The 22,319-nt window shown below is 54.5% G+C and carries 19 protein-coding genes; 10 read left to right on the top strand and 9 right to left on the bottom strand.

Translation table 11 applies throughout. From position 1 onward, the window contains the following. Window positions 1-1,140 carry a UDP-4-amino-4-deoxy-L-arabinose aminotransferase gene (arnB, locus tag QQZ17_RS23260; protein WP_152403412.1) on the bottom strand — a complete coding sequence of 380 codons (1,140 nt, stop codon included), beginning with the start codon at window positions 1,138-1,140 and terminating at the stop codon, window positions 1-3. Between the two features lie 280 nt (window positions 1,141-1,420). Between arnB and QQZ17_RS23255 the strand changes: the two genes are divergently transcribed. Then, entirely contained in the window at window positions 1,421-2,026 is a 606-nt protein-coding gene (locus QQZ17_RS23255) for a histidine phosphatase family protein (RefSeq protein WP_284554186.1), read from the top strand. A 48-nt stretch (window positions 2,027-2,074) separates the two neighbouring features. Here QQZ17_RS23255 and nudI read toward each other — a convergent pair whose 3' ends face one another. After that, window positions 2,075-2,500, bottom strand: a complete 426-nt coding sequence (nudI, locus tag QQZ17_RS23250) for a nucleoside triphosphatase NudI (RefSeq protein WP_152403416.1) — start codon at window positions 2,498-2,500, stop codon at window positions 2,075-2,077. Window positions 2,501-2,811: 311 nt separating this feature from the next. Between nudI and QQZ17_RS23245 the strand changes: the two genes are divergently transcribed. The 6 genes from QQZ17_RS23245 to yfaU all read left to right on the top strand — a co-directional run bounded on the left by QQZ17_RS23245 (window position 2,812) and on the right by yfaU (window position 9,054). Continuing rightward, the gene (locus QQZ17_RS23245) at window positions 2,812-3,354 is read left to right on the top strand and encodes a YfaZ family outer membrane protein (RefSeq protein ID WP_152403418.1); all 543 of its coding nucleotides are present in this window, start codon (window positions 2,812-2,814) and stop codon (window positions 3,352-3,354) included. A 114-nt stretch (window positions 3,355-3,468) separates the two neighbouring features. Then, window positions 3,469-4,665, top strand: a complete 1,197-nt coding sequence (locus tag QQZ17_RS23240; protein ID WP_152403421.1) for a nicotinamide mononucleotide deamidase-related protein YfaY — start codon at window positions 3,469-3,471, stop codon at window positions 4,663-4,665. Window positions 4,666-4,876: 211 nt separating this feature from the next. Next, a complete protein-coding gene (locus QQZ17_RS23235; protein WP_152403423.1) occupies window positions 4,877-5,659 on the top strand; it encodes an IclR family transcriptional regulator in 783 nt (260 codons plus the stop codon). Window positions 5,660-5,673: 14 nt separating this feature from the next. After that, window positions 5,674-6,879, top strand: coding sequence for an L-rhamnonate dehydratase (rhmD, locus tag QQZ17_RS23230; RefSeq protein WP_152403425.1), 1,206 nt, complete (start codon window positions 5,674-5,676; stop codon window positions 6,877-6,879). Between the two features lie 56 nt (window positions 6,880-6,935). Further along, window positions 6,936-8,225 carry an MFS transporter gene (locus QQZ17_RS23225; protein ID WP_152403427.1) on the top strand — a complete coding sequence of 430 codons (1,290 nt, stop codon included), beginning with the start codon at window positions 6,936-6,938 and terminating at the stop codon, window positions 8,223-8,225. A 25-nt stretch (window positions 8,226-8,250) separates the two neighbouring features. Beyond that, window positions 8,251-9,054 (top strand): 2-keto-3-deoxy-L-rhamnonate aldolase, encoded by an 804-nt coding sequence (yfaU, locus tag QQZ17_RS23220; RefSeq protein ID WP_152403429.1) that lies wholly within the window; start codon window positions 8,251-8,253, stop codon window positions 9,052-9,054. A 45-nt stretch (window positions 9,055-9,099) separates the two neighbouring features. Here yfaU and QQZ17_RS23215 read toward each other — a convergent pair whose 3' ends face one another. The 4 genes from QQZ17_RS23215 to glpA all read right to left on the bottom strand — a co-directional run bounded on the left by QQZ17_RS23215 (window position 9,100) and on the right by glpA (window position 14,285). Then, on the bottom strand, window positions 9,100-10,038 hold the full coding sequence (locus tag QQZ17_RS23215; RefSeq protein WP_152403430.1) for an Rpn family recombination-promoting nuclease/putative transposase: 939 nt from the start codon (window positions 10,036-10,038) through the stop codon (window positions 9,100-9,102). Window positions 10,039-10,220: 182 nt separating this feature from the next. Beyond that, window positions 10,221-11,411, bottom strand: a complete 1,191-nt coding sequence (gene glpC / locus QQZ17_RS23210; RefSeq protein ID WP_152403431.1) for an anaerobic glycerol-3-phosphate dehydrogenase subunit GlpC — start codon at window positions 11,409-11,411, stop codon at window positions 10,221-10,223. Continuing rightward, window positions 11,408-12,667 carry a glycerol-3-phosphate dehydrogenase subunit GlpB gene (glpB, locus tag QQZ17_RS23205; protein WP_152403432.1) on the bottom strand — a complete coding sequence of 420 codons (1,260 nt, stop codon included), beginning with the start codon at window positions 12,665-12,667 and terminating at the stop codon, window positions 11,408-11,410. Before glpB ends, glpC begins: the two co-directional genes overlap by 4 nt. Further along, window positions 12,657-14,285 carry an anaerobic glycerol-3-phosphate dehydrogenase subunit A gene (glpA, locus tag QQZ17_RS23200; protein WP_152403433.1) on the bottom strand — a complete coding sequence of 543 codons (1,629 nt, stop codon included), beginning with the start codon at window positions 14,283-14,285 and terminating at the stop codon, window positions 12,657-12,659. The genes glpB and glpA overlap by 11 nt, the downstream gene beginning before the upstream one ends. 272 nt (window positions 14,286-14,557) lie before the next feature. Here glpA and glpT point away from each other — a divergent pair, with 272 nt between their 5' ends. The 3 genes from glpT (at window position 14,558) to inaA (ending at window position 17,850) form a co-directional block, all read left to right on the top strand. Continuing rightward, window positions 14,558-15,916, top strand: coding sequence for a glycerol-3-phosphate transporter (gene glpT, locus QQZ17_RS23195; protein ID WP_152403434.1), 1,359 nt, complete (start codon window positions 14,558-14,560; stop codon window positions 15,914-15,916). Between the two features lie 4 nt (window positions 15,917-15,920). Then, window positions 15,921-16,997 (top strand): glycerophosphodiester phosphodiesterase, encoded by a 1,077-nt coding sequence (gene glpQ, locus QQZ17_RS23190; protein ID WP_152403435.1) that lies wholly within the window; start codon window positions 15,921-15,923, stop codon window positions 16,995-16,997. A 214-nt stretch (window positions 16,998-17,211) separates the two neighbouring features. Further along, a complete protein-coding gene (gene inaA, locus QQZ17_RS23185) occupies window positions 17,212-17,850 on the top strand; it encodes a lipopolysaccharide kinase InaA (protein ID WP_152406287.1) in 639 nt (212 codons plus the stop codon). 6 nt (window positions 17,851-17,856) lie between these two features. Here inaA and yfaE read toward each other — a convergent pair whose 3' ends face one another. The 3 genes from yfaE to nrdA all read right to left on the bottom strand — a co-directional run bounded on the left by yfaE (window position 17,857) and on the right by nrdA (window position 21,966). Next, complete coding sequence (gene yfaE, locus QQZ17_RS23180) at window positions 17,857-18,111, bottom strand: ferredoxin-like diferric-tyrosyl radical cofactor maintenance protein YfaE (protein WP_046482703.1); 255 nt, start codon at window positions 18,109-18,111, stop codon at window positions 17,857-17,859. Further along, window positions 18,111-19,241: a class Ia ribonucleoside-diphosphate reductase subunit beta gene (gene nrdB / locus QQZ17_RS23175; protein WP_042317865.1), complete on the bottom strand. Its 1,131-nt coding sequence runs from the start codon at window positions 19,239-19,241 to the stop codon at window positions 18,111-18,113. The genes yfaE and nrdB overlap by 1 nt, the downstream gene beginning before the upstream one ends. A gap of 439 nt (window positions 19,242-19,680) precedes the next feature. Further along, window positions 19,681-21,966 (bottom strand): class 1a ribonucleoside-diphosphate reductase subunit alpha, encoded by a 2,286-nt coding sequence (gene nrdA, locus QQZ17_RS23170; RefSeq protein ID WP_152403436.1) that lies wholly within the window; start codon window positions 21,964-21,966, stop codon window positions 19,681-19,683. Window positions 21,967-22,319: the final 353 nt, after the last annotated feature.

Here is a 22,319-nt window from a genome sequence, read left to right as displayed (position 1 = left end):
CTATTTTCCTGCAATCTGGCGAAGCGCGGTAATGACGCGAGCGGTATCCGCCGGGGTCATATCGGGAAACAGCGGTAGCGAGCAGATACGCGCACTGTTCCATTCGGTATTGGGGAGCGACAGGGTGTTAAAGCGTTCGCGGTAATATTTCTGCGTGTGTGCCGCGCGGAAATGCAAACCTGTACCGATCCCCTGGGCTTTAAGTGCCTCCATCAGCGCGTCGCGACTGATGCCGCACCGATCTTCGTCGGTACGAATAATAAACAGATGCCAGGCATGCACGTGGGGCCACGGCGGCAGACTCAGCGGCTGAAACGGGAGATCGGCCAGCGCGTGTTGGTACTCCAGGGCGATGACTGCCCGACGATGGTTGAGCGTCTCAAGCTTCTCTAACTGAACCAGGGCCATCGCCGCGTTAATGTCGGTCAGATTGTATTTATAGCCTGGCGTCAGGACCTCCGCCTGGGGCGCACGACCCCAGGTCTGGCGATCGAAGGCATCAACGCCGAGTCCGTGAAACTTCAGGTTGCGTAGCTGCCTGGCGAGTGACTCATCGTCGGTGACGATGAGTCCCCCTTCTGCACAAGTGACATTCTTGATGGCGTGAAAGGAGAAAATCGCGGTGCCCCGAGCGCCGACGTGGCGACCCTGATAATAAGTGCCGACCGCGTGGGCGGCATCTTCGATAACCGCAATACCGTGGCGTTCCGCGAGGGCGTAAATAGCATCCAGATCGGCCGGTGCGCCGGCGTAATGGACGGGAATGATGGCTTTCGTGCGCGGGGTGATGGCAGCTTCAATGTGTTCAGCGGTGACCATCAGCGTGTCGCGGTCGACATCCACCATGACCGGGGTTGCCCCCAGCAGCACAATCATGTTCAGTGTGGAAACCCAGGTCATTGACGGGGTGATGACTTCATCACCGGCACCGATTCCCAGCGCCATGAGGGCGATATGCATACCTGCCGTGGCAGAACTCACGGCAATGGCGTGTTGGTTTCCCGTCAACTGGCAGAAAGCCTCTTCCAGTTGCTGATTTTTCGGGCCAGTGGTAATCCATCCAGAATCGAGAACCGCTTTGATAGCGGCAAGTTCTTCCGTACCTACCGCCGGGCGAGAGAAAGGCAGAAAATCAGACATTATATTTCCTTCAGCCATTTGGATACTGCGAGCCTTTTATTTATTGCGTCATAAACAGGAGGCTAAATGAGGATTATCCAGTCAGACCTAAATAGTAGTATATGAATATTAAATTAACCTTAAGAACTTAACGTTATGGAAATATATGCTTTTTTACCCACGTTGCATTTGCAATGGCCGTGGCTTTCGGGCATTTTCCCCACATAAACGATCGTGCCTTTCATTAAGCAGTACGCTGCAAGGTTATATTTCTGTTTGCCGGTATCAAGTGGAGTTTAATGTGTTTGTAGTATCCCAATATTTTGTTAAATACAAAAAATATACCGTTGTTCTGCTATCGGCACTGGCGATCATGGTGGGGCTGGGCAGCCATTTCGCCTGGAGCAGCAACGGTCTACCGAGAATCGATTCCCGTACCCTGGCGGTACTGGCAAAACAGCATCCGGTAGTGGTGCTGTTTCGCCATGCTGAGCGCTGTGACCGGTCAGACAATACCTGTCTGTCGGATAAAACCGGCATCACTGAGCATGGGGCGATGCAGGCTCGCGCGCTGGGCGCCTCGTTTAGCAAAGAGATTAAAGACTACGATCTGTATGCCAGCGATACGGTGCGCACTGTTCAGTCAGCAACCTGGTTTGCTGCGGATAAAAAATTGACGGTGGATAAAGGCATGCATGCCTGTGGCCGGGGAACCGGGCAGGCCATTGAGCGTTTAGCAAATAAGTCGGAAAATAAAGACGTGGTTATTTTTACTCATAATCATTGCCTGACCTATCTGGCAAAAAATATGCGTGGCGTAAAATTGACACCGGATTATCTGGACGGTCTGGTGATGCATGTCGATAAGGGAAAACTGTATCTTGACGGTAAACTGGTCTCACCTTAACCAACATTATGAATAAAAGATGACAGCCGCAACAGCTGTCATCAGAGATTATAATAACCCTTTCAGTGTTAAGGTTTTCACTGTCGCAACGTTCAGATCGTATTGAGGTAAATCTTCCGGCTTGACCCAGGCAAACGCCTGAAATTCTTCATTGATATGCACTTCGCGATTGGCGGCGGTGCAGTCAAAAATCAGGTAAATCATATAGATCTCTTCCTGACTGCCATCGGGGTAGGTTTTCGTACGGATATCGTCACTGAAGGTCCAGGGTTTGATGTCAGTCAGAACCAGCGCACTGCCCAGTTCTTCGCGAATCTCACGGCGCAGGGCCTCTTCAATACGTTCTCCTGGCTCAACGCCACCGCCAGACAGCGCCCATTGACCCGGGAAAACTCCCCGATCGTTAGCCATCTGGCACAGGAGATAACTTCCTGCATTCTGTATTAAGGGGCAAACAATAGTCCTTTGACGCACGGTAATGTTCCTTGAAGCAGAGGTAGAGTTAGCAGGGAAAAGTTTATCCCCTGGCAACATCAGATAACATGTTTATTTTCCATTCACATGAGAAATGTACTGTAAGGGAAAGCGATAAATAAGAAATGGTTCCCGGACTCTCTCCGGGTCGATAAAAGGAATTAACGGCTCTCTTCTTCCTGCGTACCGGTATTATTTGGTTACAAAACGTTGAGCGATCGCTTTTTTAGCTCATTGATTCCTTTGGCGTTGGCAGTACAATCCCGCAGCTTTGGGAAACTTTATGTATTTGCTTGCTGGAAAGGGTAAAAATGAAGAAAAGCGTATTATTTGGAATAGCTGGAATGCTGTTCGTTTCTGCTTCTGCGAGTGCCATGAGCATCAGCGGTCAGGCGGGTAAAGAATATACCAACATTGGCGTCGGGTTTGGCACGGAGTCTACCGGACTGGCCTTGAGCGGTAACTGGATGCATAGCGATGACGACGGCGACGCTGCGGGGCTGGGATTGGGTATGAATATTCCACTCGGCCCGATGCTGGCGACCGTGGGCGGCAAAGGGGTCTATACCAGCCCGAACGACAGTGATGAAGGCTATGCGGCCGCCGTTGGCGGTGGATTACAGTGGCCGATAGGCGACAGCGTCCGCCTGTTCGGTGAGTACTACTACTCTCCGGATTCGTTATCCAGCGGTATCCAGAGCTATGAAGAGGCAAATGCCGGCGCGCGCTTGAAGATCATGCGTCCGCTTAGCATTGAAGCGGGTTATCGCTACCTGAATCTGGCGGGTAAAGATGGCAATCGCGATAATGCCATTGCGGACGGCCCATACGTTGGGGTCAACGCCAGCTTCTGACCCCGGTGGCGCGATCTCCTGTCGCGCCACTTTTATTCCCTTCAGGATATTTCTCTGCCACGCCACTTCCCCCTTTGCGTTATAGTATTTTCATCATAAAAGCAGGAGAACACGATGTTAAACGTGGAGATGTTATCCACCGGGGATGAAGTGTTGCACGGGCAAATCGTCGACACGAATGCTGCCTGGCTGGCCGATTTTTTCTTTAATCAGGGATTGCCCTTAACGCGCCGTAATACGGTGGGCGACAACCTCAACGATCTGGTCGCCATTTTGCGCGAGCGGAGTCAGCATGCTGATGTTTTGATCGTCAACGGCGGCCTGGGGCCGACCAGCGACGATCTCAGCGCGCTTGCTGCGGCGACGGCGAAAGGGGAAGGGCTGGTTCTGCACGAGGCCTGGCTTGCCGAGATGGAGCGATTCTTCCGGGAGCGCGGCAGAGTGATGGCGCCCAGCAACCGTAAACAGGCGGAACTGCCCGCCAGCGCCGAATTCATCAATAATCCTGTCGGCACCGCCTGCGGCTTTGCCGTGCAGCTCAATCGTTGTCTGATGTTCTTTACGCCGGGCGTACCGTCAGAATTTAAAGTGATGGTGGAACATGAGATCCTGCCACGTTTGCGCGAGCGTTTCTCTCTCACTGAGCCGCCGCTGTGTCTGCGTCTGACCACTTTTGGCCGTTCGGAAAGCGATCTGGCGCAAAGCCTCGACTCGCTTTCATTACCGGAAGGGGTGACCCTGGGTTATCGCTCATCGATGCCAATTATCGAGCTTAAACTGACCGGACCGTACGCCCAGCGTGAGGCGATGCGCAGCCTGTGGCAGGAGGTCAAGCGCGTTGCCGGGCAAAATCTGATTTTTGAAGGCACCGAAGGACTTCCTTTGCAGATTGCGCGCGAGTTGCAGAAAAGGCAGCTCAGCCTGACGTTGAGTGAGCAGTTCACCGGCGGGCTGGTGGCATTGCAGCTTTCTCGCGCGGGTGCGCCGCTGCTGGCCAGCGAAGTGGTACCTTCGCAGGAAGAGACGCTGGCGCAGACCGCGCACTGGACGTCGGAACGACGCGGTAAACATTACGCCGGACTGGCGCTGGCGATATCCGGGCTGGAAAACGATCACCTGAACTTTGCGCTGGCGACGCCAGATGGGACGTTTGCTCTGCGCGTGCATTTCAGCGTGACCCGTCACAGCCTGCTGGTCCGTCAGGAGGTCTGCGCGATGATGGCGCTTAACATGCTGCGTCGCTGGTTCAACGAACAGGATATTGCCAGCGAGCATGGCTGGATTGACGTGGTTGAATCGCTGACGCTGTAGTTTTTAATCGCCCGATGGCGCTGTGCTTTTCGGGCTGATTCTCTTTCTGTCCAACCCGCTGTACTCCTCGCGAAAAAATCCGTGATTCATCTCGCATTTTTGCACGTTATTTCTCCATTCTGCTGGAAGAAAGACGCGACATGACGCGCTTCACAAATTTACCCGCCATGACCGATCACACTGATTCCAGTATCTCAGACTGGAGTCCAGTATGTTGGAATCAAGCAAAGTCCCGGCGCTCACCCGCGCCATTGATATTCTCAATCTGATTGCGCGGATTGGCCCCTGCAGTGCCGCCACCATCATTGAAACGCTGGGTATTCCCAAAAGCACGGCTTACCTGCTGTTGAGTGAACTGAAGCGTCAGCGGTTTATCAGCGTCGATCATCAGGAGAACTTTTGTCTGTGGACTAAGCTGGTGGAGCTTTCCGGCCATGCGCTCAGCAAAATGGATCTGCGCGAACTGGCGCGTCCGCGCCTGACGAAACTGATGGATGAAACAGGGCTGCTCTGCCATCTGGGGATCATCGATCATGAGAGCGCGTATTACATTCTGAAGGTGGAATCGTCTTCGACCATCAGCGTGCGCTCCCATGAAGGGAAAAGCCTGTCGCTGTATCGCTCTGGCATTGGTAAATGTCTGCTGGCGTGGCAGCCTGCTGCCGTGCGCAACGCTATCATTGAGCAACTGGTGTGGGAGCAGGCGACCCCCACCACGATCACTCAACCTCAGCAACTCAGAGACGAACTGGAACGCATCCGCCAGCGCGGCTGGAGCTTTGATAACGGAGAAGATTATCCGGATGTGCGCTGCGTCGCCGCCCCCATTTTTAATGCCAATAACGAACCCGCCGCCGCCATTTCGGTGGTCGGCACCCGTTTAGAAATCAACGAAGAGAATCGTGATTATCTTGCTGGCAAAGCCATTGCCTGCGCGAAGGATATTTCACGTCTATTGGGATGGAAAAGTCCCTTCGATTCACTCGCATCATAATAATGGAGAACATCATGACCCTACCCAAAATTAAACATGTCCGCGCCTGGTTTACCGGTGGAGCAACGGCAGAAAAAGGAGCCGGCGGCGGCGATTATCATGACCAGGGCGCTAACCACTGGATTGACGATCACATCGCCACGCCGATGAGTAAATATCGTGAGTACGAACAGTCGCGTCAGTCGTTTGGGATTAACGTGCTGGGTACGCTGATTGTTGAAGTTGAAGCCGAAAACGGACAGACGGGCTTTGCGGTCTCCACGGCAGGAGAGATGGGCTGCTTTATCGTTGAAAAACATCTCAACCGTTTTATCGAAGGGAAATGCGTCAGCGATATCAAACTCATTCACGATCAGATGCTCGGTGCGACCATGTATTACTCGGGATCCGGCGGTCTGGTGATGAACACCATCTCTTGCGTTGATTTGGCGCTGTGGGATCTGTTTGGCAAGGTGGTGGGCCTGCCGGTTTACAAACTGCTGGGCGGCGCGGTGCGCGATGAAATTCAGTTCTATGCCACCGGCGCGCGTCCTGACCTGGCAAAAGAGATGGGCTTCATTGGCGGCAAAATGCCGACTCATTGGGGACCGCACGATGGCGACGCGGGGATCCGCAAAGATGCCGCCATGGTAGCGGAAATGCGTGAGAAGTGCGGCCCGGATTTCTGGCTGATGCTGGACTGCTGGATGAGTCAGGACGTGAATTACGCCACGAAACTGGCCCACGCCTGCGCGCCATCTAACCTGAAGTGGATTGAAGAGTGTTTGCCGCCGCAGCAGTACGAAGGCTATCGCGAACTGAAACGCAATGCGCCAGCTGGAATGATGGTCACCAGCGGCGAGCACCACGGCACGCTGCAGTCCTTCCGCACGCTGGCGGAAACTGGAATCGATATCATGCAGCCGGATGTCGGCTGGTGCGGCGGCCTGACCACGCTGGTCGAGATTGCTGCGATTGCGAAATCGCGTGGACAACTGGTCGTACCGCACGGCTCGTCGGTCTATTCGCACCATGCGGTGATTACTTTCACCAACACGCCGTTCAGTGAGTTCTTGATGACCAGTCCGGACTGCTCAACGATGCGTCCGCAGTTTGACCCGATTCTGCTTGATGAGCCGGTACCGGTGAATGGCCGCATTCATAAGTCCGTGCTGGATAAACCGGGATTTGGCGTCGAGCTTAACCGCGACTGTAACCTGAAACGCCCTTATAGCCACTAATGACCTGTGCGTTGCCGCAGAGACGGCAACGCCCTCATTTCTTTGAGGATCTTGCTATGAGTACCACTCTTCTTGACGGCGTAGTGAAGAAAAACCGCGCACGTTTGATCCCGTTCATGCTGGCACTGTATGTACTGGCGTTTCTGGACCGTTCGAACATTGGCTTTGCCAAAGAGACCTATCAGATTGATACCGGGCTGAGCAATGAGGCCTACGCGCTCGGCGCGGGGATCTTCTTCGTGGTCTACGCCTTTCTCGGCGTGCCCGCTAACCTGCTGATGCGCAAACTGGGGGCCAGAACCTGGATTGGCACCACTACGCTGCTGTGGGGATTCCTCTCCGCCGCGATGGCGTGGGCGGATACCGAGGCGAAATTCCTCATTATCCGTACTCTGCTGGGGGCGGCAGAAGCCGGTTTCTTCCCCGGCATGATCTATCTCACCTCACAATGGTTCCCACAGCGTAACCGCGCCAGCATTATGGGGCTGTTTTACATGGGGGCGCCGCTGGCGTTGACGCTGGGATCGCCGCTGTCCGGCGCACTGTTGGAGATGCACGGCTTTATGGGCTATCCCGGCTGGTTCTGGATGTTCGTTATCGAAGGTTTGCTGGCGGTAGGCGCAGGGATTTTCACCTTCTTCTGGCTGGATGACACCCCACAACAGGCGCGTTTCCTCAGCGTTGAAGAAAAAGCGGCGCTCATTAGCCAACTGGCGAGCGAAGAAGAGAAGAAGACCACGTCAAAACTCTCGGATGCCTTGCGTAACGGACGCGTCTGGCAACTGGCGATTATCTATCTGACGATTCAGGTGGCGGTGTACGGACTGATTTTCTTCCTGCCAACCCAGGTTGCCGCGCTGCTGGGAACCAAAGTGGGCTTCACGGCGTCGGTGGTCACCGCCATTCCGTGGGTTGCCGCACTGTTCGGGACCTGGCTTATCCCTCGCTACTCCGATCGCACTGGCGAACGCCGTAATGTCGCCGCGCTGACGCTGCTGGCTGCGGGGATTGGTATTGGTGTATCCGGCCTGGCATCACCGGTGGTGGCGATTCTGGCGCTTTGCGTGGCAGCGGTGGGTTTCATCGCCGTACAGCCGGTGTTCTGGACAATGCCGACGCAACTGCTTTCCGGCACAGCGCTGGCGGCGGGGATCGGTTTCGTGAACCTGTTTGGCGCGGTAGGCGGGTTTATCGCGCCAATTCTGCGCGTTAAGGCGGAAACGATGTTTGCCAGCGATGCCGCAGGACTGCTGACGCTGGCGGGTGTCGCGATTATCGGCTCATTGATTATCTTCACGCTGAGCGTGAACCGTCCCGCGTCGCAACCGGGTGCTGCGCATCAATAATTTTATCCACGTTGTAAGGATCATTATGAACGGATTGTTAGCAAACCCTTTTAAGGACGCACTCCGCAGAGGGGAAGTACAAATCGGACTGTGGCTGAGTTCGACAACCTCCTACATGGCGGAAATTGCCGCAACGTCGGGTTATGACTGGCTGTTGATCGACGGCGAACACGCGCCGAACACGGTGCAGGATCTCTATCATCAGTTGCAGGCGATTGCTCCCTACGCCAGCCAACCGGTGATCCGCCCGGTCGAAGGCGCTAAGGCGCTGATCAAACAGGTTCTGGATATCGGGGCACAGACGCTGTTGATTCCGATGGTTGATAGCGCAGAGCAGGCACGGCAGGTGGTTGCGGCCACCCGTTACCCGCCCGTTGGCGAGCGCGGCGTCGGGGCTAGCGTGGCGCGAGCGGCGCGCTGGGGGCGTATTGACAACTATATGGCGCAGGCCAATGCGTCACTCTGTTTGCTGGTACAGGTCGAAAGTAAAGCCGCGCTGGAGAATCTGGATGCGATCCTGGACGTGGACGGTATTGACGGTGTGTTTATTGGTCCTGCCGATCTTTCGGCGTCTTTGGGGTATCCGGACAACAGCGGACACCCGGAGGTGCAGCGGATTATCAAAGAGAGTATTCAGCGCATTCGTGCGGCTGGAAAAGCGGCGGGCTTTCTCGCCGTCGATCCGCTCATGGCGCAGAAATGTCTGGCGTGGGGCGCGAATTTTGTCGCCGTCGGCGTTGATACCATGCTGTATACCGAGGCGCTGGACCAGCGGCTGGCAATGTTTAAGCCCGGTCAGACGATGCCGAAACTGAAAAGCAGTTACTAAATCCATAGCCCGGCGGCACTGTGTCACCGGGCTATCTGTCAGGCTTTACGGACTGTTTGCCATGATATCATCGAGTGACAGTCCGGTTATCACCAGTACCTTGTCGCGTTCGATCCCGCTTTTCAGCATCATCCGCGCGATACGTAATGCCTCCTCCCTGGTGCCTTTTTGTAATCCTTCCTGTAGACCCTTTTGTAGTCCTTTCTGCAGCCCCGTGTGGTGGCCTTCCTGCCGAAGCCTTTCTGCAATCGTCATCAATTTCTCCTTGTGATGGGGAACGCGTCTGGCGACCTCATGGATAAAGTCACTGAAGCGGGACGCATCGCCGTACTGCACCAGGTAATTAAACAGCGTATGCAACTGGCTGTCATTAGCGGTACCGGTTATTAAAAGCGAAACCAGTCGGTCAACCAGCCCCATCAAATCACGATCGCGGATGTGTTTTTGCATCAGTTCCAGCAGGGCTATGCGCTTATGCTGCATGATTTCGTCGTCAGAGATGACCGTGATATCGACCAGCGGAAAGGCTTCCGTGTAGAGCCGCCGCGCCAGCTGTGGGTCGTCAAATTCGTCCAGCCAGTTCAGTGAAAAAGGGTATGGGCTTGGTTCGCCATGATAAAACAGCATCGGGATCACCAGCGGCAGGGTTTTATTTCCGCTATCAAGATGGTGTTGCATAGCGGCAGTGGCATAACGCATCAAACGAAATGCCATGTGCGGCACGGCGGTACTCTGATGTTCGATAACGCAGTAAATGTAACCCTCACCCTCGCGTGTTTTCAGCGACCACAAAACATCGGAATAGTAGGTTCTCAGGTTGTCTTCAATGAAGGTGGTGGATTCCAGCTTGAGCGTGGTTAAATCGCAGAGTTTGCATAACGACTCAGGAAGATGAATCTTAAGAAAATCCTGCGCAATTTCAGGATGGGTCATCATCTTTTTAAACACGGCATCGTGCTGTGTTGACGTCGTTGATTTCGCCATGGTTGTCCGTCACCAAAGAATCCAGTGACGTGACGATACGAGGTTATATTAAGGGCTGCATGCGCGAAATTCAGTCTTTGCGAAGAGGGGCGGGAGATAAATACGTACGACGGTAACGTATTCAATTTTGTGGAATGCTAAACGCAAAAACGCCCGGGGCACAGTACCGCCGGGCGAGTCATTTAGCCTAATGCTTTCGCCAGCAGGGTAATCGGATGTTCACAGCGTTTGCTGGTGGACATCTCGATTTGCCATTTGCAGGTCTCGCAGTCGGTAACCACAATATCTGCGCCGCTTTCTTCAATCTGTTTAAACAGTGGAGAGCCAATGGCTTGCGAGGTGGGGTAGTTCTCCTTCTTAAAGCCGTAGGTGCCGGCAATCCCACAGCACTGGGAATCCAGCACCGTGAGTTCCAGCCCCGGAATGCGACGCAGCAGTTCAAGGGTGTACAGCGTCCAGCCCATTTTTTCCATATGGCACGGGGTGTGGTAAACCACTTTCAACGGCAGTGTTTTCAGCGGCAGCGTTTTTCCTTCATCCAGTTTGCGCCACAGCCAGCGGGTCGCCAGTTCGATATGTTCCCGTAGACCGCTGTTGTCGACGTCCAGGACTTCCGGATACTCGTCACGCAGTGCAAAGGTACAGGTCGAAGACGTGGCAATCACCGGAATTCCCTTCACACTAATTGCTTCACGTAGAGACTCGACGTTGGTCACCGCCTGTTTACGCGCTTTATCGGTAAACCCGTTGGCAATCAGCGGTACGCCGCAGCACTTCTCTTTGCTCAATAACTGGACGCCTGTGCCCATCGCGTTCAGCACGTTGATCAAATCTTTGCCGAGCTGTGGGTGGTTGTAATTCACAAAGCAACCGTGGAAGAAGGCAACCTGATCGTTGTACTGCGCCTGCTGGGTCGCCACGCTGCGATACCAGCGGCGGAAGGTGCCAAAAGAGTATTTAGGCAATGTACGGCGATGATCGATTTTCAGCGCGTAATCGAGTAACTGGCGCACCGGTTTCAGCGAGGTTGCCGTATTGACAACTGGCGCGAACGGCGTGGAGACGCTGCCCATCAGGTCAGTATGGCTTAAGATAAAGTTACGCAGCGACGGACGCGACGTGTCATATTTGGCGCGCGCGCGCTGAATAATATCGCCGATTTTCACGTCAGATGGACAGGCTACTTCGCAGCGTTTGCAGTTAATGCAATATTTCAGCGCATCGTCATACAGTGCGCCATCTTTCAGGCGCAGGCGTTCGCCGTCGGGGCCGGCCTGTTTTGGGCCCGGATAGCTCGGGTTAACGCGGCTGACCGGACAGGCGGTGGTGCACACCGTGCATTTGATGCAACTTTCAAAACGGGTATCGCTCATTGCTCACCTCCTGCACGTGCTGCAATGTGATGGGCGGCATGTAAAGCAGTGACCGCACAGACGCCGCCTCCGCATCCCTGGGCAATCGGGTCGAATCCGCCGAGAACAGATCCAATGGCATACAGATTGTCTACCGTTTGTCCCGCCAGCGACGGGCGCAGCGTCTCATCGGTGGTGACGCCAAACTGCTGCCAGGGTTGCGCATCAAAGAAATCGCGTTGATACCATTCGGCGCGGGTCGCCGCTTGCTGAACATCCAGCCCCAGAATGGGCTCACGTATACCTTCACGTTCGGCGAGCAGGCCGCTGCTAAAGAAACTTCCGCTGGCGAGCACGGCAAAGCGCGGGCGCAGAGGGATGTCCGCGTGATTGCGCGTCCAGATTTCGCTCACCACGCCATTTTTACAGGTGACTTTCTTCACTTCATCGCCGGGCATCCAGAGTCCGCCCTGGCGGACGAACTGACGCTGTAACTGGTTATGCAGTCGGATCCCCAGCACCGACGGCGGCAAAGTGGGAAGTAACCTGAGCGAGCAGGGCAGGCGCTCGTTGAGCCAGCGCCAGAGACCGTCATCCGCCAGGCCAAAGCAGGCGGGCATGATGATCATTTCGCACGTTTTTGCTATCGGCAATAACGCGTCATACAGCAGGGGCCATTTGTCTTCGTTATCCAGAAAACGGGCGATGTTCACCGCCCGAAACTCGGTGGCGTTGTCGCGCAAAACGTCCAGTTCCGGCAGATCAATCTCGGCGGTTTCTACCTCCAGGTCGCGTTGACCAAGAGAGGCGGCAGCCAGGTGTGCCTGGAAATCAAGCAGGCCGCTAATGCCCACTACGCAGATACGTTTAGCCTCCAGCGGCCAGACAGGGACTTCCGGTGAACTGAGCCAGGTCGAACGCAGAGTACCTAACGGGGTGACCCGCTGATGCGACGACTGAACCTCGCCCTGCAGATGCGCACCGGATGCGTTTAGCAGCGCCTGCGCTTGCTCTGCGAGCATCAGCACCTGTTGGGTGCCGAGTGTCGTGTAAGGGTGTGTGGGAGCCTGTTCGCGCAGGGCGTTCAGGCCCGCAGTGATATCATGCACCGGCTGCCCATCCGGCAGCGCGCTGAGCAGATCCAGCGAGCCGGAGGAGAAGTGCAGCGCGCTCTGTCCACGGGTGACCACCGCGCAGCGTAAGCCGCTCTTTTGCAACTGTAGACCGCACAGGAGTCCGGCGAGACCGCCGCCCATAATGACCGTATCAAATCTCATCGCGCGGCTCCTTTTCCAGACCACATAATCCCTGGTACACCCAGCGGGTAAATTCGCTTTCGCGCAGCGCATCGCCCCAGGCGATCGGCTGCACGCCTTTCCAGCGTTCATTGAGAAAATCCGATAGCTGGGTGATGGATTGTGCAGCGGTGGTGATGTTAAAGCGTTGCAGCAACCCGGCAGCACGACAGGCGCAGAGTTCGCCCTGACAGGTGCCCATCCCTACGCGGGTGCGACGACGGAGATCCAGCAGGCTGTTAACGTTTAAATTTTCGACGGCGTACTGTACTTCACCCGCGGTGACGGCTTCGCACTCACAGACCAGGCTGCGGTGCTGGCGGCCATGGCTCAGCCACGCCGGCGTACGGTCGCCGTGGCGATACACCGCTGACCCTCGCAGTGGGGCGGGCAAGGAGATCACACGCTTCAGCGTGCTTTCCGTCGGTTCCTGTGAACCCGGTAGCGGTGTGTCTGCGGTGATGCAAGGGCGCGTGTTGCCAAGCTTACGGCAGACCGCGTCGGTAGCCCATTCCGCCATCAGGCGGTAGGTCATCAGTTTGCCGCCGGTAATGGTGATAAACCCGTCGAGGCCGTCGCGTTTCGCGTGATCGAACAGCACAATGCCGCGACTGACGTTACGACCACTCGGATCGTCATCACTGGCTACCAGCGGGCGCACCCCTGAGTAGGCGCGCAGAATACGGGTTTTCGCCATAATCGGCGCCAGCTTTTCACCTTCGCGCAGCAGAATATCGACCTCATCGGCGGTCACCCTGTTGCTGTCGATATCGTTGTAATCAATGTGGGTTGAGGTCGTGCCAATCAGCGAAATCGTGTCGCCGGGCACCAGAATATCGGCGTCAGACGGCTTACGGCAGCGGTTGATGACGTGCTGGTTGATGCGGTGGTCCATAATCAGCAGCGATCCTTTTGCCGGGAACATGCGGATACTCAAATCAGCATATTCCGCGATCCGTTGTCCCCAGATCCCGGCGGCATTAACCACCACCGGCGCATGCAGGGTTTGTGTTTCGCCGTTGAGATGGTTGCGCACATGGACACCGCTGACGGTCGCGCCTTCGCGGATAAGTCCAGTCACTTCGTGAGCGGTCAGGATGATGGCGCCGTGCTCTTTCGCATCGAGCATATTGGCCGCGGTCAGGCGGAACGGGTCAACGGTGCCGTCCGGCACTTTGACCGCGCCGATCAGTTGCGGATTTACCGACGGCTCAATAATCCGCGCCTGTTGCGGATCGACTGCTTCTGCACGAATCCCCGCTTCTTCGCAGGCGCGGATAAAGGTGGCCTGGAAGGAAAGTTCATCCTCCGGCAGGGTAATAAACAGACCGTCCGTTGGCTCAACGCAGTGGCGGGCGATACGTTTCAGAATTTGGTTTTCACTGATGCATTCACGGGCAGATTCCGCGTCAGTCACGGCATAGCGCGCACCGCTGTGCAGCAGTCCATGGTTACGGCCGGTTGCACCGGTCGCAATATCATGACGTTCGACTAAGATGACACGTAGACCGCGTAGCGCGCAGTCACGGGCAATTCCTGCGCCTGTGGCACCGCCTCCAATGATAATCACGTCACTTGTTTGCGAGTCGCGAGTTTTCATTGCTTTCCCTCACAGTTCGTTTTTTATCATTTAGCCACATAAAAAACATGGTTTGTTTGATTTCGCGCATATTCGCTCATGATTCGAAAATGAAACGTGATTTCGTGCGCCTTTCTGAACATTTGTCATAAATCTGTAACAATATGTGCTGCAATTCACATTCACGACAGGTATCTTTACCTAACATCGCCGCCATACGGGAATCTGCGGGGGGCGCTCGAACTACCTGCGGTGTTTACTACTTATAAAAGACGGGCCACGGAGGCTACATTATGTTGAGTATTTTTAAACCAGCGGCGCATAAAGCTCGCTTGCCAGCGGCGGAAATCGATCCGACTTACCGTCGGCTTCGCTGGCAGATATTCCTGGGAATATTCTTTGGCTATGCCGCGTATTATCTGGTGCGCAAGAACTTTGCTCTGGCGATGCCCTATCTGGTAGAGCAAGGCTTTTCGCGGGGAGATTTAGGTTTTGCCCTCTCGGGGATCTCCATTGCTTACGGATTTTCGAAATTCATCATGGGCTCGGTTTCGGATCGCTCGAATCCGCGCGTTTTCCTCCCTGCCGGCCTGATTCTTGCCGCAGCAGTGATGCTGTTCATGGGCTTTGTGCCGTGGGCGACATCGAGCATTGCCGTGATGTTTGTGCTGCTGTTCCTCTGCGGGTGGTTCCAGGGGATGGGGTGGCCGCCGTGCGGACGCACCATGGTGCACTGGTGGTCGCAGAAAGAACGTGGCGGAATCGTCTCCGTCTGGAACTGTGCGCATAACGTCGGTGGCGGGATCCCTCCGCTGCTGTTTCTGCTCGGGATGGCCTGGTTTAACGACTGGAAAGCGGCGCTGTATATGCCAGCGTTCGGCGCCATTCTGGTGGCAATTTTCGCTTTCGCGCTAATGCGTGATACTCCGCAATCCTGCGGTCTGCCGCCCATCGAAGAGTACAAAAACGACTACCCGGATGATTACAACGAAAAAGCGGAAGAAGAACTGACGGCGAAGCAGATCTTCATGCAGTACATCCTGCCGAACAAATTGCTGTGGTACATCGCTATCGCGAACGTGTTCGTCTATCTGTTGCGCTATGGCATTCTCGACTGGTCTCCGACTTATCTGAAAGAAGTGAAGCATTTTGCGCTGGATAAATCCTCCTGGGCCTACTTCTTCTATGAATACGCAGGGATCCCCGGGACGCTGCTGTGTGGCTGGATGTCGGACAAAGTGTTCCGTGGCAACCGTGGTGCGACCGGCGTGTTCTTTATGACGCTGGTGACTATCGCCACCATCATTTACTGGATGAACCCGGCAGGTAACCCGACCGTCGATATGATTTGTATGATTGTGATCGGCTTCCTGATTTACGGCCCGGTGATGTTGATTGGTCTGCATGCGCTGGAGCTGGCACCGAAAAAAGCCGCAGGGACGGCAGCTGGCTTTACCGGCCTGTTTGGTTACCTCGGTGGTTCCGTGGCGGCCAGCGCCATTGTCGGCTACACCGTTGACTTCTTCGGCTGGGACGGCGGCTTCATGGTGATGATCGGCGGCAGCATTCTGGCGGTTATCCTGCTCATTGTGGTGATGTTCGGCGAGAAACGCCACCATGCTGAGATGCAACTGAAACGCAACGGGGGCTAAGTGAATGAAGACAGCACTGAAAAACCTGAGTCTGACGCTGATGATGGCGGGCGTGGTAATGGGAAGTCATGCACTGGCGGCCACGACTACGGATAAAGTGGTGATTGCCCACCGTGGTGCGAGCGGATATCTGCCGGAGCATACGCTGCCCGCGAAAGCGATGGCCTATGCACAGGGAGCGGATTATCTGGAGCAGGATCTGGTGATGACCAAAGATGACCAACTGGTCGTTCTGCATGACCACTATCTGGATCGCGTGACGGATGTCGCCGAGCGTTTTCCGAATCGTGCGCGCAAAGACGGTCGTTACTACGCCATCGACTTTACGCTGGATGAAATCAAATCCCTGAAGTTTACCGAAGGGTTTGATCTGGAAAACGGCAAGAAGGTACAGACCTATCCAGGCCGTTTCCCGATGGGCAAGTCGGACTTCCGCGTGCATACCTTTGCCGAAGAGATCGAGTTTATTCAGGGGCTGAACCATTCCACCGGCAAGAACATCGGTATCTATCCGGAGATCAAAGCGCCGTGGTTCCATCATCAGGAAGGGAAGGACATTGCGACCAAGACGCTGGAAGTGCTGAAACAGTACGGCTACAGCGACAAGCAGGACAAGGTCTATCTGCAAAGTTTTGATGTAGCAGAACTCAAGCGCATCAAAAATGAGCTGGAACCCAAAATGGGGATGGATCTGAACCTGGTACAGCTGATCGCCTATACCGACTGGAATGAAACCCAGGAGAAGCAGCCGGACGGCAGTTGGGTCAATTACAACTATGACTGGATGTTCAAACCCGGGGCGATGAAGCAGGTGGCGGAGTATGCGGACGGCATTGGTCCGGACTACCACATGCTGATTGATGAGAAGTCGACGAAAGGCAATATCGCGCTGACTGGCATGGTGCAGGACGCCCATCAGAATAAGATGACGGTTCATCCTTATACGGTGCGCGCCGATCAGTTGCCGGACTACACGACGGATGTGAATCAGCTGTACGACATTCTGTACAACCAGGCGGGTGTGGACGGGCTGTTCACCGACTTCCCCGACAAAGCGGTGATGTTCTTACGTAAAGAGTAAAAACCGCGTTATCCCTCTCCACTGCACCCCAAAAGCGGGAAACCGCTGAGTAAGGTGCAGTTTTTTTATCTCATTTTCACGATAAGCCATAAAAAACGCACACCAGATCAAGAAATCCAGACCAGAACATAAATATCTTAAGAAATCCTTAAGCGGACGATTTATATTAATTGTCTGAATAGTTTATGACGTTATGGTAACGGATGAGGCCGAAATGGTGCAGGAAGAGTTTAATCACTGGTGGGCAACGGAAGGCGATTGGGTCGAAGAACCGAATTATCGACGCAAAGGGATGAGCGGTGTGCAATGCATCGAGCGCGACGGGAAGAAACTGTACGTGAAGCGGATGACTCAACACCTGTTTCACTCGGTACGCTATCCCTTCGGACGTCCGACGATTGTGCGTGAAATCGAGGTGATCAACGAACTGGCCCGCGCGGGCGTTATCGTGCCGAAAATTGTTTATGGCAAAGCGACAAAAATTGACGGTGAGTGGCGTGCGCTGCTGATCACCGAAGATATGAAAGGCTTTGTGAGCATCGAAGAGTGGTATAAACAGCATGCGGTGACGCCGTATCCTGATGAGGTGCGCGATGCAATGCTAAAAGCGGTCGCGCTGGCCTTTAAAAAAATGCACAGCGTCAATCGTCAGCACGGCTGCTGCTACGTACGTCATATCTATGTGAAAACGGAAGGGACGGTAGAAGCCGGGTTTTTAGATCTGGAAAAAAGCCGCCGCCGTTTACGTCGCCATAAAGCGGCACAGCATGACTTCTCCCAGCTTGAGAAGTACCTGAGTCCCATCCCGAAAGTGGACTGGGAACAGGTGAAGGCGTATTACTACGCGCTGTAGCGCACGCTACATCTCAATTTCAATGTCGCCTTTTGCCCGGCAACAGCAGGGCAAAATTTCACCCGGCTGAATGAACGCTAAAGGCTCGGCGATCCAGTCGACCTGGCCGGCAATCAGCCGGGTGCGGCACGAGCCGCAATAGCCTTCGCGACACTGGTATTCCACGTCAACGTTGTGCGACTCAAGCGCGGCGAGCAGGGAAGGGTGTTCATCCTGGCACAGCAACTGTGTGCCAGTGATGCGTAGCGTGACGCGTCCCATCAGAGCTGGAAATTACTCAGATCGTCGGTATCGACTTCGGAGTCGATCTGCCCGACCAGATAAGAGCTTACCTCCACTTCCTGCGGGGCCACCTGAACGTTATCGGACACCAGCCAGGTGTTGATCCACGGAATCGGGTTTGAACGGGTCTGGAACGGCAGATCCAGTCCGACCGCCTGCATACGAATGTTGGTGATGTATTCGACGTACTGGCAAAGAATGTCTTTGTTCAGGCCGATCATCGAACCGTCGCGGAACAGGTAGTCTGCCCACTCTTTTTCCTGCAGCGCGGCCTGCACAAACAGATCATAGCACTCCTGCTTACACTCTTCCGCGATTTCCGCCATTTCCGGATCGTCAACGCCGCTGCGCAGCAGGTTCAGCATATGCTGAGTGCCGGTCAGGTGCAGCGCTTCGTCACGGGCAATCAGGCGAATGATTTTGGCGTTGCCTTCCATCAGTTCGCGCTCGGCAAAAGCGAAAGAGCAGGCGAAGCTGACGTAGAAGCGAATCGCTTCCAGCGCGTTGACGCTCATCAGGCACAGATACAGTTTTTTCTTCAGCGCGCGCAGGTTCACGGTGACGGTTTTACCGTTCACGGTGTGCGTCCCTTCGCCCAGCAGATGCCAGTAGCTGGTCATCTCAATCAGCTCATCGTAATAGCTGGAAATCCCTTCCGCACGTTTCTGGATCTGCTCGTTGGTGACGATGTCATCAAACACGATTGCCGGATCGTTAACGATATTACGGATGATATGGGTGTAAGAGCGCGAATGAATGGTCTCAGAGAAGGCCCAGGTTTCGACCCAGGTTTCCAGTTCCGGAATGGAGATCAGCGGCAGCAGCGCCACGTTCGGACTACGTCCCTGAATGGAGTCCAGCAGCGTCTGGTACTTCAGGTTGCTGATAAAAATATGTTTTTCGTGCTCCGGCAGCGCCTGGTAGTCGATGCGGTCGCGGGAAACGTCAACCTCTTCAGGACGCCAGAAGAATGAGAGTTGCTTTTCGATCAGTTTTTCGAAGATGTCATATTTTTGCTGATCGTAGCGGGCCACGTTAACCGGCTGACCAAAAAACATCGGTTCCAGAAGCTGGTCATTTTTCGTCTGTGAAAAAGTGGTGTATGCCATGAATATGTCCTGTTTGGAGTTTAATGCCGGATGGCGTTACGCTTATCCGGCCTACAACACTTTAATGCCGGATGGCGCTACGCTTATCCGGCCTACAACGCTTTAATGCCGGATGGCGCTATGTTTATCCGGCCTACAACACGTTAATGCCGGATGGCGCTACGCTTATCCGGCCGACAACACGTTAATGCCGGATGGCGCTACGCTTATACGGCTTACAACACGTTAATGCCGGATGGCGCTACGCTTATCCGGCCTGCAACACGTTAAGGTCGGATGGCGCTATGCTTCCGGCCTACAACGCTTTAATGCCGGATGGCGTTACGCTTATCCGGCCTACAACGCTTTAATGCCGGATGGCGCTACGCTTATCTGGGCTACAACACGATGCATTTGTAGGCCGGATAAGGCGTTTACGCCGCCATCCGGCATCACAATATCAGATCTTACATGCGCCGCTTTCGCAGCCATCATCCTGAATGGAGGGCACCAGATCGTCCTGGGCATCTTCCGCGCCGTCGCGGGTGTTCTGATAATACAGCGTTTTGACCCCGAACTTATAGGCGGTGAGCAGGTCTTTCAGCAACTGCTGCATCGGCACTTTTCCTGACGGGAAGCGTGACGGATCGTAGTTGGTGTTGGCCGAAATCGACTGATCGATAAACTTCTGCATGATGCCGACCAGTTGCAGATAGCCGTCGTTGCCCGGCATTTCCCACAGCAGTTCATAGGCGTTGCCCAGGTGCTCGTAGTCCGGCACTACCTGACGCAGAATACCGTCTTTCGACGCTTTAATGCTGACGTAACCGCGCGGTGGCTCGATACCGTTAGTGGCGTTCGAGATCTGCGAAGAGGTTTCGGACGGCATCAGGGCAGAGAGCGTTGAGTTACGCAGACCAAAGGTCTTGATGGACTCACGAAGCGCTTCCCAGTCATGATGCAGTGGTTCGTCGGCGATAGCATCCAGATCTTTCTTGTAGGTATCGATCGGCAGAATGCCCTGCGCGTAGGTGGTTTCGTTAAACCACGGGCAGGCGCCTTGTTCGATAGCCAGTTCGTTAGAGGCCTTCAGCAGATAGTACTGAATGGCTTCAAACGTCTTGTGCGTCAGGTTGTTGGCGCTGCCGTCGGAGTAGCGCTTACCGTTTTTCGCCAGCCAGTAAGCAAAGTTAATCACGCCGATACCCAGCGTACGACGACCCATCGCTCCGCGTTTGGCGGCCGGGATCGGGTAGTCCTGATAATCTAACAGCGCATCAAGGGCGCGAACGGCCAGTACCGCCAGCTCTTCCAGTTCCTCGAGGCTGTTGATCGCCCCCAGGTTGAACGCGGAGAGTGTACACAGGGCGATTTCACCGTTTTCGTCGTTCACATCCATCAGCGGTTTGGTGGGCAGGGCGATTTCCAGGCACAGGTTAGACTGGCGTACCGGCGCAACCCGCGGATCGAACGGGCTGTGGGTGTTGCAGTGGTCAACGTTCTGAATGTAGATACGACCCGTAGACGCACGTTCCTGCATCATCAGAGAGAACAGTTCGACCGCTTTGACACGCTGTTTGCGGATGCTGTCATCGTTTTCATATTTTACGTACAGGCGTTCGAATTCATCCTGATCGGCGAAGAACGCGTCATACAGCCCCGGAACATCGGATGGGCTGAAGAGCGTAATGTCGCCGCCTTTCAGCAGACGGGTGTACATCAGCTTGTTGATTTGTACGCCGTAGTCCATGTGACGAACGCGGTTGCCTTCCACACCACGGTTGTTTTTCAGTACCAACAGGCTTTCAACTTCCAGATGCCACATCGGGTAGAACAGCGTGGCCGCCCCGCCGCGTACGCCGCCCTGAGAGCAGGACTTCACTGCGGTCTGGAAGTGTTTATAGAACGGGATACAGCCGGTGTGGAACGCTTCGCCACCGCGAATCGGACTGCCCAGCGCACGAATACGACCCGCGTTGATACCGATACCGGCACGCTGGGAGACGTATTTTACAATCGCGCTGGAGGTGGCGTTGATTGAGTCCAGGCTGTCGCCACACTCGATCAGTACGCAGGAACTGAACTGGCGCGTCGGGGTACGAACGCCGGACATAATCGGCGTCGGCAGCGAAATTTTGAACGTTGAGACCGCGTCATAAAAACGCTTTACGTATTCCAGACGGGTATCACGCGGGTAGTTAGAGAACAGGCAAGCCGCCACCAGAATATAGAGGAACTGGGCGCTTTCGTAGATCTCACCGGTGACACGGTTCTGGACCAGATATTTCCCTTCCAGCTGCTTAACGGCGGCGTAGGAGAAGGTCATATCACGGTCGTGTACGATAAACGAGTCCATCTGCTTGAACTCTTCTTCCGTGTAGTCTTCCAGCAGATGATTGTCGTATTTGCCCATTTCAACCATTTTCACCACATGGTCAAACAGTTTCGGCGGTTCGAACTCGCCGTAGGCTTTTTTACGCAGATGGAAAATCGCCAGGCGCGCAGCCAGGTACTGGTAATCCGGCGCTTCGCGAGAGATCAGGTCCGCCGCCGCTTTAATGATGGTTTCATGAATATCGGAGGTCTTGATACCGTCATAAAACTGGATGTGGGAGCGCAGTTCGACCTGAGAAATCGATACGTTATTCAGCCCTTCCGCCGCCCAATCCAGAACCCGATGGATTTTGTCGAGATTGATGCGCTCTGTACTACCATCACGCTTTGTCACCAGCAGACTCTGATTCATGTGGTTTTTACCTGTCCGTGAAAGAAAAAATATCCCCTGCATTATCCACAATGCCACCTTGTGACTAACTCTGTGGATAAATACTATATATAGGGGTTGAGTGTTAAAGTAAACGCTATATGGTGAGTATTCTAGTAGGGATTCTTTTCAGCACAAGAGTTGATTTTGAGGTTAAATTGAGGTTGCAAAAGGGTAAGAAAGGCTAAGTGCGCGTCTTATAAGGCCTGGCGGGGATGTCAATAATTTATAAAAAAAATAGATAATTTGATCGAGTGCTGATTTCTTCAACGAAGGTGTAGAATCTTCTTATGACCTGGCGCAAGTTTTGTAACCTGGGTACAGGCGAGAGATGC

It is taken from the genome of Citrobacter sp. T1.2D-1, assembly GCF_950098555.1.
GTDB lineage: Bacteria > Pseudomonadota > Gammaproteobacteria > Enterobacterales > Enterobacteriaceae > Citrobacter_A > Citrobacter_A telavivensis.
This window is presented reverse-complemented; position numbering and strand designations above follow the sequence as displayed.

What these genes read in the sequence shown, in the direction of transcription:
- arnB (WP_152403412.1), bottom strand. Translation starts at nt 1,140, where the DNA reads ATGTCTGATTTTCTGCCTTTCTCTCGCCCGGCGGTAGGTACGGAAGAA.
- QQZ17_RS23245 (WP_152403418.1), top strand. Translation starts at nt 2,812, where the DNA reads ATGAAGAAAAGCGTATTATTTGGAATAGCTGGAATGCTGTTCGTTTCT.
- QQZ17_RS23240 (WP_152403421.1), top strand. Translation starts at nt 3,469, where the DNA reads ATGTTAAACGTGGAGATGTTATCCACCGGGGATGAAGTGTTGCACGGG.
- QQZ17_RS23235 (WP_152403423.1), top strand. Translation starts at nt 4,877, where the DNA reads ATGTTGGAATCAAGCAAAGTCCCGGCGCTCACCCGCGCCATTGATATT.
- rhmD (WP_152403425.1), top strand. Translation starts at nt 5,674, where the DNA reads ATGACCCTACCCAAAATTAAACATGTCCGCGCCTGGTTTACCGGTGGA.
- QQZ17_RS23225 (WP_152403427.1), top strand. Translation starts at nt 6,936, where the DNA reads ATGAGTACCACTCTTCTTGACGGCGTAGTGAAGAAAAACCGCGCACGT.
- yfaU (WP_152403429.1), top strand. Translation starts at nt 8,251, where the DNA reads ATGAACGGATTGTTAGCAAACCCTTTTAAGGACGCACTCCGCAGAGGG.
- QQZ17_RS23215 (WP_152403430.1), bottom strand. Translation starts at nt 10,038, where the DNA reads ATGGCGAAATCAACGACGTCAACACAGCACGATGCCGTGTTTAAAAAG.
- glpC (WP_152403431.1), bottom strand. Translation starts at nt 11,411, where the DNA reads ATGAGCGATACCCGTTTTGAAAGTTGCATCAAATGCACGGTGTGCACC.
- glpB (WP_152403432.1), bottom strand. Translation starts at nt 12,667, where the DNA reads ATGAGATTTGATACGGTCATTATGGGCGGCGGTCTCGCCGGACTCCTG.
- glpA (WP_152403433.1), bottom strand. Translation starts at nt 14,285, where the DNA reads ATGAAAACTCGCGACTCGCAAACAAGTGACGTGATTATCATTGGAGGC.
- glpT (WP_152403434.1), top strand. Translation starts at nt 14,558, where the DNA reads ATGTTGAGTATTTTTAAACCAGCGGCGCATAAAGCTCGCTTGCCAGCG.
- glpQ (WP_152403435.1), top strand. Translation starts at nt 15,921, where the DNA reads ATGAAGACAGCACTGAAAAACCTGAGTCTGACGCTGATGATGGCGGGC.
- inaA (WP_152406287.1), top strand. Translation starts at nt 17,212, where the DNA reads ATGGTGCAGGAAGAGTTTAATCACTGGTGGGCAACGGAAGGCGATTGG.
- yfaE (WP_046482703.1), bottom strand. Translation starts at nt 18,111, where the DNA reads ATGGGACGCGTCACGCTACGCATCACTGGCACACAGTTGCTGTGCCAG.
- nrdB (WP_042317865.1), bottom strand. Translation starts at nt 19,241, where the DNA reads ATGGCATACACCACTTTTTCACAGACGAAAAATGACCAGCTTCTGGAA.
- nrdA (WP_152403436.1), bottom strand. Translation starts at nt 21,966, where the DNA reads ATGAATCAGAGTCTGCTGGTGACAAAGCGTGATGGTAGTACAGAGCGC.